Origin of the sequence: Telmatobacter sp. DSM 110680 (assembly GCF_039994875.1) — a bacterium.
Lineage (GTDB): Bacteria > Acidobacteriota > Terriglobia > Terriglobales > Acidobacteriaceae > Telmatobacter.
The window spans coordinates 2,062,310-2,076,345 of the sequence record NZ_CP121196.1 but is presented as its reverse complement, the minus strand read 5'-3'; the positions used below and the strand labels follow the sequence as shown (position 1 = coordinate 2,076,345).

9 protein-coding genes are annotated in these 14,036 nt (G+C 57.0%); 4 read left to right on the top strand and 5 right to left on the bottom strand.

Going from position 1 to position 14,036, the window contains the following annotated elements:
* Positions 1–43: 43 nt before the first annotated feature.
* From P8935_RS08630 to P8935_RS08615, 4 genes are all read left to right on the top strand, one after another.
* On the top strand, positions 44–2,239 hold the full coding sequence (locus P8935_RS08630; RefSeq protein WP_348264584.1) for a beta-galactosidase: 2,196 nt from the start codon (positions 44–46) through the stop codon (positions 2,237–2,239).
* Positions 2,240–2,509: 270 nt separating this feature from the next.
* On the top strand, positions 2,510–2,746 hold the full coding sequence (locus P8935_RS08625; RefSeq protein ID WP_348264583.1) for a hypothetical protein: 237 nt from the start codon (positions 2,510–2,512) through the stop codon (positions 2,744–2,746).
* 243 nt (positions 2,747–2,989) lie between these two features.
* A complete protein-coding gene (locus P8935_RS08620; RefSeq protein WP_348264582.1) occupies positions 2,990–4,738 on the top strand; it encodes an NAD-dependent malic enzyme in 1,749 nt (582 codons plus the stop codon).
* A gap of 85 nt (positions 4,739–4,823) precedes the next feature.
* On the top strand, positions 4,824–7,073 hold the full coding sequence (locus P8935_RS08615) for a glycoside hydrolase family 3 C-terminal domain-containing protein (protein ID WP_348264581.1): 2,250 nt from the start codon (positions 4,824–4,826) through the stop codon (positions 7,071–7,073).
* Positions 7,074–7,142: 69 nt separating this feature from the next.
* Here P8935_RS08615 and P8935_RS08610 read toward each other — a convergent pair whose 3' ends face one another.
* From P8935_RS08610 to P8935_RS08590, 5 genes are all read right to left on the bottom strand, one after another.
* Positions 7,143–8,579 (bottom strand): glycoside hydrolase family 125 protein, encoded by a 1,437-nt coding sequence (locus P8935_RS08610; RefSeq protein WP_348264580.1) that lies wholly within the window; start codon positions 8,577–8,579, stop codon positions 7,143–7,145.
* A gap of 96 nt (positions 8,580–8,675) precedes the next feature.
* On the bottom strand, positions 8,676–9,248 hold the full coding sequence (locus tag P8935_RS08605) for a GNAT family N-acetyltransferase (RefSeq protein ID WP_348264579.1): 573 nt from the start codon (positions 9,246–9,248) through the stop codon (positions 8,676–8,678).
* Positions 9,206–11,671 carry a protein kinase gene (locus P8935_RS08600; RefSeq protein WP_348264578.1) on the bottom strand — a complete coding sequence of 822 codons (2,466 nt, stop codon included), beginning with the start codon at positions 11,669–11,671 and terminating at the stop codon, positions 9,206–9,208. The genes P8935_RS08605 and P8935_RS08600 overlap by 43 nt, the downstream gene beginning before the upstream one ends.
* Before the next feature lie 113 nt (positions 11,672–11,784).
* Positions 11,785–12,042: a hypothetical protein gene (locus tag P8935_RS08595; protein ID WP_348264577.1), complete on the bottom strand. Its 258-nt coding sequence runs from the start codon at positions 12,040–12,042 to the stop codon at positions 11,785–11,787.
* A 15-nt stretch (positions 12,043–12,057) separates the two neighbouring features.
* Complete coding sequence (locus tag P8935_RS08590; RefSeq protein ID WP_348264576.1) at positions 12,058–13,887, bottom strand: sodium:solute symporter family protein; 1,830 nt, start codon at positions 13,885–13,887, stop codon at positions 12,058–12,060.
* Positions 13,888–14,036 lie beyond the last annotated feature (149 nt).

The following is a 14,036-nucleotide window of genomic DNA, read 5'->3' as shown; positions in this document are numbered from 1 at the left end:
CCGCTTCAAGATTTCGTTTTTTTGTTGCGAAAGGATTGCCATAGTGTCGTTCAGAAAGCGCTTTCTTTCAACGCTCGTCTCAGCCTCGCTCCTGCCATTCGTTGCCAGCGCACAACAGACGCATAGCGACACTTCAACGCCAGCACAACAAACGCTGGAGTTCCCGACCGTGCTGTACGGTGTGGCTTATTACAACGAGTACATGCCGGGAGATGCTGCCGACCATGACGCCCGTCTGACAAAAGACATCGCCATGATGAAGTCCGCTGGTTTGAACGTCGTGCGCATGGGCGAGTCCACGTGGAGCCTGTGGGAACCAGAAGATGGCCGTTTCGACTACGCATGGATGGATCACATCGTGGATGCGATGGGCAAAGCCGGAATCAAGGTCATCCTTGGTACACCCACCTATTCCATTCCCGCATGGATGGCACACCAGCATCCTGAAATCCTTGCCGACCGCATCGCGGCAGGTCCCTTCGGTGGTTCTACCGCGCCTGCCCAATACGGCCCCCGACAGAACATGGATACCGATTCGCCGGCGTACCGCTTTTATGCCGAACGTCTCATCCGCCACATCGCGGCGCACTACAAAGACAATCCAACCGTGATCGGATGGCAACTCGACAATGAGACCGGCAGCTATGAAGCAGCGAACCGCGACGTGTTTATCGGCTTCCAGCACTATCTCGAAAAAAAGTTTGTAACTCCCGAAGCACTGAGCAAGGCATGGTTCCTGAACTACTGGGGCGAAAACCTCCACACATGGGAAGATTTGCCCGTGCGAAACAGCGCCCAAAGCACCGGCTACAAATTGGAGTGGTCGCGCTGGAGCCAGATGCGTGTCACGGACTTTCTGCATTGGCAGTCTGACCTGGTCCGTGAATGCGCGGGAGCGCGTCAGTTCATCACCACGGACTACGGTGGCATGATGAAGCGCGATGTCAACGAAGAAGCAGTTGCCGAGAAGCTCGACGTCGTGGCCGACAACATTTATCACGGCACGCAGGATCACTACGACGGATCATTCCAGGCGCTGCAGTCTGATTTCTCGCGTTCCCTGAAGCACGGCAACTTCCTGGTCACCGAAACCAACGCGCAAACCATCGGATGGAGTTCGGGCAGCCAGTTCCCACCCTACGACGGGCAACTGCGCGAAGACGTCTACACCTATCTATCGAACGGCGCCAACATGGTGGAGTACTGGCATTGGCACTCTATCGCGGCCAACCAGGAGACCTATTGGAAAGGCATTCTCTCGCACGATCTGGAGCCGAACCGCGCTTATGCAGAGATGAGCCGAACGGCGCATGAGCTTGAGAAGGTCGGTCCGCGACTGGTTGGTCTGAAGATTCACAACGATGTGGCCATCCTCTGGAGCCGCGATTCCGCAAACGCCATCAGCTTCATGCCATACGGCGGCGGAGTTCCAGCAAGAAGCTGGACGGGTGAGCGCGATGGCTACGTGTCCCTCGTGCAGCAGATGCACCACTCTCTCTATGAAATGAATGTAGGCGCGGATTTTGTCTTCCCGGAGACAAAGGATTTCTCAGCATACAAAATGCTGATAGTACCGGCGCTGTACATCTCCGACGATGCCTTGCTCCAACGTATATCGGACTATGTGAAAAACGGCGGCCACGTCGTGATGACCTTCAAGAGCGGATTCGCGAACGAAAACTCGGCCGTCCGATGGGTACGTGCGCCCGGTCCCCTGCGCGAAGCCACAGGCATCAGCTACCAGGAGTTTTCCAATCTCGAGCGTCCTCTAATGCTCAAAGACGATCCGTTCCACGTCGGCAACGCGGAGAAGGATGCCAACCAGGTCAGCGATTGGGCGGAATTCCTGATGCCGGAACACGCCAAGCCGCTGGCCTACTATGACCATCCTTTCTTCGGAAAATGGCCGGCGATCACCGAGAACCAGTTTGGAAGAGGCACACTGCTGTACGAAGGCACATACCTATCGGACACACTTCAGACCGCGGTGATGAAACGCGCACTGGATGAGGCCGGTCTCACAAGCGCGGATCAGCAATTGCCGGCGGCAGTGCACGTGACTCACGGTGTGAACCGCATGGGCAAACGCGTCCATTACTACTTCAACTATTCGGGGAGCGAAGTGAAGGCCAGCTACACCTTCGCGGCGGGAGTGAGCCTGCTGGATGAGAAGGCAGTTTCAAAGAGCGATTCGCTCACGCTCGGACCATGGGACCTTGCAATTGTGGAGGAGAAATAGAGCCGGCAAGACCGCAAAAAGATCAAAGTTTTTTCGCAAATGCCACGTGAGCTGCGAGAAGCACCGTGGCATTCTAGCACCGTTGGGCAGCATTGCAAGCGATTTCAGATCGTATTATATATAGCCTATTTTCAGTAACTTAGACGGTGATCGTTCCTCCAGTTTGATTCCTGAAAACGTGCAACCTCCTGAGGAAAGCATGGCATCCCAGTGAAGGCCGGCGTTACGTACGCGTACGAGGTGCAGCGCGGCTTACACAGGAGCAGTTCAATGGCGAACACACAAGGCTCACAGCAAGGTTCAGGTACCCGCACCAATCAGGATCCCTCTCAGAAGAGCGGAACCGGGCAGCATAACCAGCAGGGTAACCAAGGCAGCAAGGACATGAATGAGGAGCGTCAGGGTAATCGCGGCAGCCAAACCGGGCAGCAATCTGGCAACACCGGCACAGGGAGCGGACAGCATTCCGGCAGCGGCTCCGGCGGATCAGGCAGCCACAATCGCTGAGTAACAAACAGACGCCCCAGCTGAGCGCTGTAAGCGTCTGACAATTCGAGCAGAAAAAGGCCCACGCTCTCCGAAAGAGGCGTGGGCCTAAGTGTTTTGCTCTTGGCACTCCCTGTAGCTCTCCCAGATTCAGCCGCTTACGAGCCGTTGCTGACGAGTTGCATACGTCACAGGCGAGGGACTTTCGATTAGCTATCATCGACGAGTTCTTGAATGCTGAATTGCATTGAAAGAGAGCTTCCAGTGAACGAAACATCCCCAGTCCATTCCAATCAGCCAGATGCAGAGAGCCCGGTTTTTCACACCCGTCTTCATGGCATAGACCTGCTATCAAACTCCAGGCTCAATAAAGGCACTGCATTCACAGAGCACGAACGCAATATCTTCGGCCTGCATGGATTGCTCCCGCCGCACATCGGCACACTCGAAGATCAGCGCGCGCGACGCAAGCGAGTGCTCGATTCGCGTGAGACGGCTTTCGGCAAATACAGCAACATGCGCGATCTGCAGGACAACGACGAGACGCTTTTCTATTCGATGATCGAGCACTACACCGATGAGCTGCTGCCGATCGTCTACACACCGGCAGTGGGCGAAGGCTGCCAGCGTTTCTCAGAAATCTGGAGGCGGCCACGCGGACTGTTCATCAGTTATACCAACCGGCATCGCATCGACCATATTCTCGCGGACAAGCGTTACGACCACGTGCGCTGCATTGTGGTCAGCGATGGCGAACGCATCCTCGGCCTTGGCGATCAGGGCGCGGGTGGTATGGGAATCCCTATCGGAAAAATGGCCCTCTACACTGCGCTCGGCGGCATCCCCCCGGAGCATTGCCTGCCAATTCTGCTCGATGCGGGAACCGATAATGAAAAACTCCTGCGCGATCCGATCTACATCGGCTGGCAGCACAATCGCGTGCGAGGTCAGGAATACGACGACTTTGTCGAAGCCTTCGTGACCGCCGTCCAGAAACGCTGGCCGCACATCCTGCTGCAGTGGGAAGACTTTGCAGGAACCAATGCGGCACGATTACTGGAACGCTATCGCGATCGCCTGTGCACCTTCAACGACGACATCCAGGGCACCGCCGCCGTGACCACCGCAACGCTGCTTGCTGCGGTGAACGCGACGGGAATTCCCTTATCGCAGCAGACCATCGCGATGTTTGGCGCCGGTTCCGCAGGCATCGGCATCGTCGAGTTGCTGATCGCCGCCATGAAAGAACAGGGCCTGACCGACGAACAGGCGCGCAGCCGCATCTACGCGTTCAATCGCTACGGCCTCCTGGTGGAAGGTGCACGCGGCATCAAAGACAGCCAGACGCCGCTAGTGAGGAAGCGCGCCGACATCGCTGGCTGGAAGCTCTCGGGCGGAGAAGATATTTCGCTTCTCGACGTCGTACGGAACGCAAAACTGACGGCACTTGCCGGCGTATCAGCGCAGGCCGGAGCCTTTACCGAAGAGATTGTCCGCGAGATGGCGTGTCACACCGAACGACCGATTATCTTTCCGCTATCCAATCCGACCTCGCAGGCTGAAGCCACACCGGCCGATCTGATGAATTGGACCGGAGGCCGCGCATTGGTCGGAACTGGGAGTCCGTTTGCTCCCGTCGAAATTGATGGCAAATTGGTGCGCATCTCTCAGGTAAATAACTCATTCATCTTTCCAGGATTGGCTCTCGGCATCCTTGTATCTCAAGCTACACGCGTTACAGATGGAATGATCATGGCTGCGGCAAAGGCATTTGCCGGCCTCTCGCCATCAAGGACAGACAAGAACGCGCCGTTGCTGCCGCCGATTCGGGAATCGCGCAACGTGGCGCTGGTTGTATCCGAAGCAGTCGCCCAACAGGCGATCGCAGAAGGCGTCGCGGCAATCGAGGATGCCGCTTCCCTTACCGAACGCATCCGCGCGTATGTCTGGAACCCGGTCTACGTACCTTACGAACATACTCACCATGGTCAGCGTTCGACTGACGCACCTTAAGGCCCTTGCGATTAAAACGCCTTTCTCTGGCCTTTATTGATAGTATGGGTGCGGCCAAGATAAACGTTTTATCAAAGAGGGAAATATGAAACCAACACCACTGCCGACCGGCATAAAAATTCCGGCAATGTTGCTCTTGTGTTTTGCATGCATTGCGCTTTCAGGTTTTGCGCAACGGCCTCAGAGGCCATCCGCACCCAGCGGCCCCTGGATGAATTCGAGCCTCTCGCCGGATGAGCGCGCCGACCTGGTGATGAAGGAGATGTCCGTCGACGAAAAGATTGCGCTGCTCCACGGTGTAGGCATGCCGACCGACGACGCAGTGACGCCTGAGAACGGCCCCTCCAATCGTGGCGTAGGTTATACAGTCGGTGTGCCGCGCCTTCACATTCCCGGCATCGATATGAGCGATGCGGCCTATGGTGTCCGCTCCAGCGGCGTGAATGGCCGCTACTCCACGGCACTCCCGGCGAACGTAGCCGCGGCTGCAAGCTGGGATACCGAAGCAGCCTATCAATATGGTGCCTTGATCGGACATGAACTGCGTGCGCAGGGCTTCAATATGTCCCTCGGCGGCGGCGTCAATCTGACCCGCGAACCCCGCAACGGCCGCACATTTGAATATCTAGGCGAAGACCCGGTTCTCGCCGGCACACTGGTAGCGCGGCTCATTCAAGGAACTCAGTCTGCCAACGTGATCGGCGACATCAAACACTATGCTCTGAACGACCAAGAAAGCGGACGCAACTCTGTCAACATCACCATCAGCAAGCGTGCCGCACGCGAAAGCGATCTGCTCGCGTTTGAAATCGGCGTAGAACAAGGCAAGCCTGCCGCCGTGATGTGCTCCTACAACCGCGTCAATGGCGACTTCGCTTGCGAGAATGAATGGCTCCTTAATGAGGTTCTAAAGAAGGATTGGAAGTTTCCAGGCTTCGTTTTGTCTGATTGGGGTGGAACGCATAGCGATGTGAAGGCCTCTGCCGCCGGCCTCGATAACGAGCAGCCCGGTCGTTTCTTCTACGAGAAGCGCTTCAAGGACGCCCTCGACGCAGGCAAGATTCCGCAAGCTGAACTCGACGAACATGTACATCGCATTCTTCGCGCAATGTTCGCCGCAGGCGTGATCGATCATCCCCGCCAACGCAGCGTGATCGATCCCTTCGCTGGATTTGAAACCGCTCGCAAGATCGAAGAGGGCGGCATCGTTCTGCTCAGGAATGAAAAAGCGGTCCTGCCGCTGAGTGCCGCTAAGCTGCACACCATCGCCGTCATCGGGTCGCACTCGGATGTGGGCATGATCTCGGGCGGCGGATCGGCGCAGGTCGACCCGATCGGTGGCAATGCAATCAAGCCCGCGGGCGAGGGCCCAACCCATTGGATGGAAGAAATCTGGTTTCCAACCTCGCCGCTCAAAGCAATCCAGGCGCGCGCCCCGCACGCAACGGTGAAGTACGATCCTGGCACTGACCCAGCCGCGGCTGCTTCGACCGCCAAGGGCGCGGACGTGGCAATCGTATTCGCCTACATGTGGGCGAGCGAAGGCATGGACCTCAAGAGCCTCTCATTGCCGCATGATCAGGACGCACTCATCGCCGCCGTGGCTGCCGCTAATCCGCATACCATCGTGGTACTTGAAACCGGCAATCCCGTAACCATGCCGTGGGTCGACAAACCCGCCGCAATCATGGAAGCGTGGTTCGCCGGCAGCGACGGCGCCAACGCGGTAGGCAATATTCTCTTCGGCAGCGTCAATCCCAGTGGCAAGCTTCCCAATACCTTCCCGAAGAGCGAAGCCGATCTTCCGCATCCTACCATCACCATGCCGCCGCCTGAGTCCTCGCATTTCGATGGCGCCGCTACACCTGAGAAATGGGCAATGGGACTTCCGCCGTTCCAGATGGCCTATGACGAAGGCGTAAAAGTCGGCTACAAGTGGTACGACGCCGAGAACAAGAAGCCTTTGTTCCCGTTCGGCTATGGACTCTCCTACACGACCTACCGCTACTCCGGCCTTCAGGTCACTCCAGGAGATAAGGTCAAAGTGACGTTCACGCTGACCAATGCAGGTGCGCGTGAGGGCTCTGAGGTCGCCGAAGTCTACGCAGCGCTGCCTGCAGCCGCACAGGAACCGCCAAAGCGCCTCATCGGTTTCTCAAAGGTGAAATTGAAACCCGGTGAAAAACAGAGCGTCACAGTGGAGGTCGATCCCAAGTACCTGTCGATCTTCGATGAGCAGAAGAACGACTGGTCCCTCTTGCCTGGCGACTACACCATCATGGTGGGAGGATCCTCGGCCGATCTCCCACTGAAAGCGACCGTCAATCTGAAGTAAGATTGAATTCAACGCAACACGCGCCGGCGGATTTGCCCACCAGCAGATCCGCCGGTTTTCTTTTTGGGCTCAGACCTTCTGCAGCAGTTTTGGATTATTCTTGTCGAGTTTGAGGATCAGTTCGCCAAACAACGTGTTGGCCCACGCAAACCACTCCCGCGTGAACTTCGCCGGATCGTTTTTGTTGAAGCTCTCGTGCATGAAGCCAGTCCCAGCGTGCGTCGACTTCAGCCATGCCAGGCACTGTAGATGCTCCTTCTCGTCGTCAGTAGTCAGCGCGCGCATCGTGATCGCCATAGGCCAGATCATGTCCTGCCCGATGTGCGGTCCGCCGATTCCCTCGGCTGCTGAACCACGGAAGAAGTAAGGATTCGCCTCGCTCAGCACAAACTTGCGAGTCGCAAGATACGTCGAATCGGATGAACTGCACGAACCGAGATAAGGCAACGCCAGCAAGCTCGGAACATTGGCGTCATCCATGCAGATCGCATTCCCAAAGGCATCAATTTCGTATGCCCAGATTTCGCCCGCGGTGGGATGATGCACCCGTCCATGCGCATCAAGCGCAGCCTTGATTTCGGACCGAAGCCGGCTGGCCTGCGTTGCCCCGGCATTGTCATGCGCAATCCCCGTCAGCATCTCTTCAATCCGTTGCAGCGTCTGCACGGCAAAGAAATTACCCGGAATGTTCAGCGGATACACGCACGCATCGTCCGACGGACGAAAGCCCGAATGAATGAGCCCAACAGGCCGCGCCGGGCTACCGTAACCATCGCCACTCAGCGTGTCTGTGGGATTGAAAGCCTGGCGCTGGAACGAGTAAGGTCCACGCGACGTCTTTCGCTGCTGTGCCGAGAAGGTTTCAAGAATGGTTTGCATCGCACGTGCCCATTCTGCATTGAACGGCTTCGTGTCATGCGTGATGCGCCAGTACTCATGCGCCAGTCGCACCGGGTAGCAGAGCGAGTCGACTTCCCACTTCCGCTCGCCCACGCCGGGCTTCATCTCGGTATGGTCGGTCTTGCTCCACGAGAGCGGCTCGTGGCTGGCAAGGTCAGGCATAAACGCATTTGCGTACGGATCGGCAAGGATGCATCGCGTCTGCCGCCGGATAACTCCTTCGATGAGTCGCGCCAACTCTGCATCAGCGTTAAGGAACTGCAGATAGGGCCACACCTGTGCGGAGGAATCCCGCAGCCACATTGCAGGAATGTCACCAGTCACGACAATCGTGTCCGGCCCCGACGGCCCATTGGTGAATTCAACTGTAGTGTCGAGAGTGTTCGGCAGGCAGTTGGAGAAAAGCCACGCCAACTCTGGATCACGGATCTTCGCCGCGGTCGATGCGATGGCAGCATCCACAGCCTTGCTGCGGAATCGTCGCGCCCCCGGCGCAGGACGCTTCGATGTGAAGCTCTCTTGCGCAAAAATACTCTTCGGAGAGATAGCAGCCGCTCCAACCACTCCCGTCACACCCTCAAGAAAACTCCGACGCGAAACGTCCATTCATCACCCGCAGCTCTAGGATTCAAATGCGACAACCATCATAAAGCGCAGATCGGTCTGGACGTACTAATCCAAAACTCAATCATCTTCTGACAATCAAAGCTGTTTGCCCAGAATCACGAATTCCAGATCATCGCGCAGCGGGGTGCCGAACCGGTTGTCCCCGTAAGGATACGGCTCAGTTTCGCCAGTGAGCTGATATCCGCGCCGTTGGTACCATGCGACCAGCGCGCTGCGAACGCTGAGAACTCCCATGCGAATTGATTTGGCTTTGTGCGCCCGCGCGAAGTCTTCCGCCGCACTTAGCAATTTACGGCCCAGGTGCTGCTTCTGCAACGCGGGATCGATCGTGAAAAGCCCGAGGTACCACGCGCGATTGTTCACCGGTTCGAGCCATACAGTTCCCACGATCGCGCCGCCTGCCAGATCGCGATGAACGAGAAAGTGAGCATCCGGCTTTGTAGCGAGGTCCTGCCGCAGCAGGGAATCCGTTAGCCGCGTTCCCTCGATGATGCCCGTCTCGATGTTCCAGCTCTCCACGGCGCCGGTGCCGCGATAGGCTGCATTCACCAGCTCGATGATCGCGGGATAGTCGTCTTCCTTCGCATGTTCGAGAAACATCGCGGTCACTCCGCATCCGGCGGGACTTGTTCCAGCAGTCGCTTCCATGTCTTCTGATTGCGTCGGAATCCCTTCTTCAGGTCTTCGAGAATGCGTTCGAAATCAGCATTGGTGCGCAGGTTGTTCCAAGTCGGATTTTTCTGGAACCACGGATAATTTTCGTTGCCTAGATAAATCGCCCGCCGCAGCCAGTGCAGCGCTTCGCTCGAATCGCCTTCAACCGCAAAGTAAGTTGCCAGACGATACGCCATCTCGCTGTCTGCCTCAGCCGCAGCGAGCGTCTCATCCTTCAGCAGCGCCGCAGCGTGAGCGCGCTCGCCCACCTGCACGTAACACATCGCCAACGTGGGCACTGCTATCCGCAATGATTCATCGTCGCGAATCACACCCTCTAGAATCTTGATTGCCTCGTCAAGATTTCCCATCCGCATTTGCTGATAGCCGGAGGACGTTCGCAGCAGAGGATGACGCGGCTCAAGCGCAAGCCCTTTTTCCAGTTCATCGCCCGCTAGCTCAATCTGATTTTGATAGTGATACACACGTGCGCGGTGGTTATAAAGAATGGCGGCATTCGCTGGGTTGAGCTTCAAGGCGCGATTGAACTGCAGCAGCGCCTCATCGTACATGCCATCGCCGCGCAACGCGATCCCGGCCACCATGTGGACGTTCCAGTCGTTAGCGGCGCCCGCCAGCAGGTTAGCAATGCCATGGCGGGCCGACTCCTTTTCCCCGCGTGAGAGCAGCATGTAGATGCGGTACAAATTCGCTTCCGTTGCCGCCGGATCGAGACGCAGCGCTTCGTCAAAGGCGCGTCGCGCATGCATCACGTGAATCTGTCCGCCAAATCCATGCCGCACATATTGCAATTCCGCGATGCCAAGTCCGCTCCACCCTGAAGCAAACTCCGGATCCTTCGTAGTGACGCTTGTAAACAGCGTGTGCGCTTTATCAAGATCGTTCTTCGACCCAGTCCGCACCATGAAGGAACTAAGCAACGCGCGAGCCTGTAGATACTCCTCGCTCACAGGTCCGGGCAGGGATCCATCGCGGAGCGCGCCACGCGGCGCATCCATCTGGTCTGCGGCGCCGAGGCCATGCAACGCGGCAAAAACCTCGTTTGAAATCTCCGACTGCACCGCAATCAGATCGAGCGAGGCCACTCGAATTGCTCCTCCGGAGCGAACGCTCTGCGATGCAACATCAAGCAATTGCCAGTTCAGATCGAACCCGTTTTCGGAACGGAAGAAGCTGCCCGCAAGCACATACGAAACTAAAAGCCGCTGTCCGACGGACAGTGGATCCATCTGCGCAATCGGCAGTGACATTAGAGTGCTCGACGGTCGCACTACCAGTGCCTGAATACGCGCAAGACGTGCGGCGATGGCATCGGCCAGCGCATAGCCATACAGCGGTGCCACCTCTGTCGCGCCAAGATTTGCGAATGGCAGCACCACGAGAGAATTCTGTTGCGCTTGATCGCCTGCCGATTCGCGAAATCTCTCAGCCAGCATGGAGAGAAATCCAGTCGCCCGCTTCTCCGCTTCAGCTTCAGTAGTGGGTAAGTTAGCCGCGGCCTCGCCGGGAATCGCGCCCGTCTCAATCTGCAGCGCTTTCATAATGGTCTTCAGGGCTTCACGCACTTCCGCGGCGGAGGCATACCGCGTAGACGGAGTCTTCTCGAGACACGTTGCGATTACGCTCTTCAATTCCGTCGAAATGTCGGGCACAATCTCGCTCAGGTCCACCGGATCGGAAAACTGAATCGCGCGAATCGTCTGAAAATCTTCGGCATCGGGACGCGAAAATGGATGGCGTCCGCTGGCCAATTCGTAGAGCAGCACGCCCAGCGCCCACACGTCCGACTGCACGCTCGATTGCCCGGTAACAAATTGCTCCGGCGCCATGTAGCGAATAGTGCCGCCACGCGCGGTGTAAGTAGCGGCGACCGAAGCATTCTTGGCAAGTGCTGGCTTTGAAGGATCAAAGTTCGCATCTTCCGGACGAAGTCGCCGCGCCAGACCGAAATCCAGAATCTTCACCAGGCCGCCATCGGTGAGCATCACGTTCTGCGGTTTTAGGTCGCGATGAAAAATACCCAGCGAGTGCGCCGCCTGCAGACCGTCTGCAATCTGGATACCGACAGAGAGAACAAGCTGCGGAGTCGCCGGGCCGCGTACAATCAGCTGATCGAGCGACTGGCCGGGCACATACTGCATGACGATGTAGCCCTCATCGCCCGCCTCGCCCACTTCGTAAATGGCGCAGACATTCGGGTGCTCGATCGCAGATGCCAGCCTCGCTTCGCGCAACACCGTTGTTCGCAGTTGCTGTGCCGAGAGCAGGCCCGTACGCAGAATTTTGAGCACTACCGGCCGTTGCAGCAGCGTGTCGTTGGCCAGGTACACCACACCGCTTCCGCCAGCCCCCAGGCGGCGAATAATTTCGTAATGCTCAATGATCTTTCGTTTCATCGCTGCTTTAAGTGTAGTAGCAGCATGATGAGGACCGTATCAATTTCCGATGTGGGCCAGCGCAAGTGAGCAAGGCATGATCTAGGCTGATCCCGATTCCCTAATTCCCGCTTCTAATGTCCCCGACGCACTTCGCCCTCTTCTACCGGCGGAGGCGGTTCTTTCGCAAGCCGGCGTTGGCTGCGCTGGCCGAGAAGGAACATCGTTAACCCGAACACAAGCAGCACCAATCCCCACCATAAATTCGCGTTAATGCCGAGGCTACGTGCATAGAGATCCACGTTGCCGTTCGTCTTGATGCCCCATGTCGTCATGATCGCGCCGGTGAAGGTGAACATTAGTCCCATGGGAACGCGCAGATCGAGATTCATAGTTCTCCCTTCAACTCAGGCAAAGAAAATATTAAGTGCCACGCAACCCAGCAGCACGGCGATTCCCAGAGCCTCGGGACTCTTCCACCAGCGATCATGCATAACCGGCGGCTTCGGTGTCAGAGAGTGCACCAGCCCCACCAGTTCCGATTCCGGCCGCGGTTTCGTAAACAAACTCACAATCACCGTGATGATGAAATTAGTACCGAAGGCGAAGATTGCACCCCAGAAATTCTGTGCCATGTCGCTTGGGTAGTGATGAATTACCGTAATCCAACCGCCATGGATGCCCGTATGCGCCTCGATTGGCAATGTCAGCCCGTGGTGCAACATCGCAGCCACTGTGCCCGAGATCAGCCCGCTAAATGCGGCGTGGCCGGTGGTGCGCTTCCAGAACATGCCCAGCAGGAACGTCGCGAACAGCGGCGCATTCACAAAGCTGAACACCAGTTGCAGCGTATCCATGATGTTGTTGAAGTTGATGGCTGCATACGCTGTGGCGATCGACAGCAGAATTCCGCCCACCGTAGCCCACCTACCCACCGCCATGTAATGCCGGTCGCTGCCGCCCTTGTGAATGTAGGACTGGTAAAGGTCGTACGTGAACACGGTATTGAACGCCGTCACGTTACCGGCCATGCCGCTCATGAAGCTTGCTAGGAGAGCCGTCAAGCCCAGTCCGAGAATGCCGGTCGGGAAATAATGCAGCAACATGTTCGGCGTGGCCATGTCGTAATCAAGCAGCGGATGGCCACTGGCGTCGAGCATTGCTTTGCCGGTTACCGGATTAATCTTCGCCGGAACCAGCCCTCTGCCTTCTTCTACCTGTTTCGAAACAACGTTAGTCGTGTGGTAAATGACGCCATTGCTTTCGTGAATCGTGGTCGTCGTCTTCGGAGTAGGCAGCGAGATCGCCAGCAGTCCTGGCAAAATCACCAGGAACGGAAACACCATCTTCGGCACGGCAGCTATCAGCGGGACGCGCCGCGCCGACTCCATGTTCTTCGAGGCCATCGCCGTCTGAATTACGAGGAAATCCGTGCACCAATATCCAGACCCCAGCACAAATCCAAGCCCCATCCCGATGCCGATAATCTCAATCCCCATCGGGTTGGTGCTTGCGTGCATCACGCCTTTCCACTCATGCATCATGCGCGGATCGACAGCCGACACCGCGGTCTTTAGTCCGTTCCATCCGCCAACATTCTTCAGCCCCAGCAGCACCAGCGGCAGAAACCCTGCGATGATCAGGAAGAACTGCAGCACCTCGTTATAAATCGCGCTGGTGAGTCCCCCGAGGAAGATATACAGCAGCACAATCACGGCCGACATCACGATGGAAAAAGTAAAAATTCCTTCAGGCGCCCAGCCGAGCGCACGAAACAATCCGTCGAAAACGTGCAGCGCCTGGATCAGCCGTGCCATCGCATACATCGAGATACCCGAACTGAACACCGTCATTACAGCAAACGAACAGGCATTCAGCGCGCGCGTCTTTTCATCGAACCTCAGCCGCAGAAACTCCGGCACCGAGCGCGCCTTCGAGCCGTAATAAAACGGCATCATGAAGATACCCACAAAAATCATGGCGGGAATCGCGCCGATGCCGTAGAAGTGCGCCGTCTCCAGGCCGTACTTAGCGCCTGAAGCACCCATGCCGATCACTTCCTGCGCTCCGAGATTCGCGCTGATAAACGCCAGACCGCAGATCCACGCCGGAAGCGCGCGCCCTGCCTGGAAGAAGTCTTTGCTGGTTTTCATGTAGCGCTTGAGGGCAAAGCCAATGCCCAGCACGAACACGAAATACAGCAGCATGATCAGCCAATCAACAAAAGTAAGCTGCAAGTCGGCTCCTCGAAGTCCCCCCGGCACACCCATCTAAACGGCAGTCTCATTCTTTGAGCAGTTTAGCCGTGTTGCGATGCCGAGGATACGCAAACCAATCTACTGACGAGAGGTTCGCCTCGTCCAGCACAAAATGAAAACCTTTTCAG

What these genes read in the sequence shown, in the direction of transcription:
- P8935_RS08605 (WP_348264579.1), bottom strand. Translation starts at nt 9,248, where the DNA reads ATGGAAGCGACTGCTGGAACAAGTCCCGCCGGATGCGGAGTGACCGCG.
- P8935_RS08615 (WP_348264581.1), top strand. Translation starts at nt 4,824, where the DNA reads ATGAAACCAACACCACTGCCGACCGGCATAAAAATTCCGGCAATGTTG.
- P8935_RS08610 (WP_348264580.1), bottom strand. Translation starts at nt 8,579, where the DNA reads ATGGACGTTTCGCGTCGGAGTTTTCTTGAGGGTGTGACGGGAGTGGTT.
- P8935_RS08595 (WP_348264577.1), bottom strand. Translation starts at nt 12,042, where the DNA reads ATGAATCTCGATCTGCGCGTTCCCATGGGACTAATGTTCACCTTCACC.
- P8935_RS08600 (WP_348264578.1), bottom strand. Translation starts at nt 11,671, where the DNA reads ATGAAACGAAAGATCATTGAGCATTACGAAATTATTCGCCGCCTGGGG.
- P8935_RS08625 (WP_348264583.1), top strand. Translation starts at nt 2,510, where the DNA reads ATGGCGAACACACAAGGCTCACAGCAAGGTTCAGGTACCCGCACCAAT.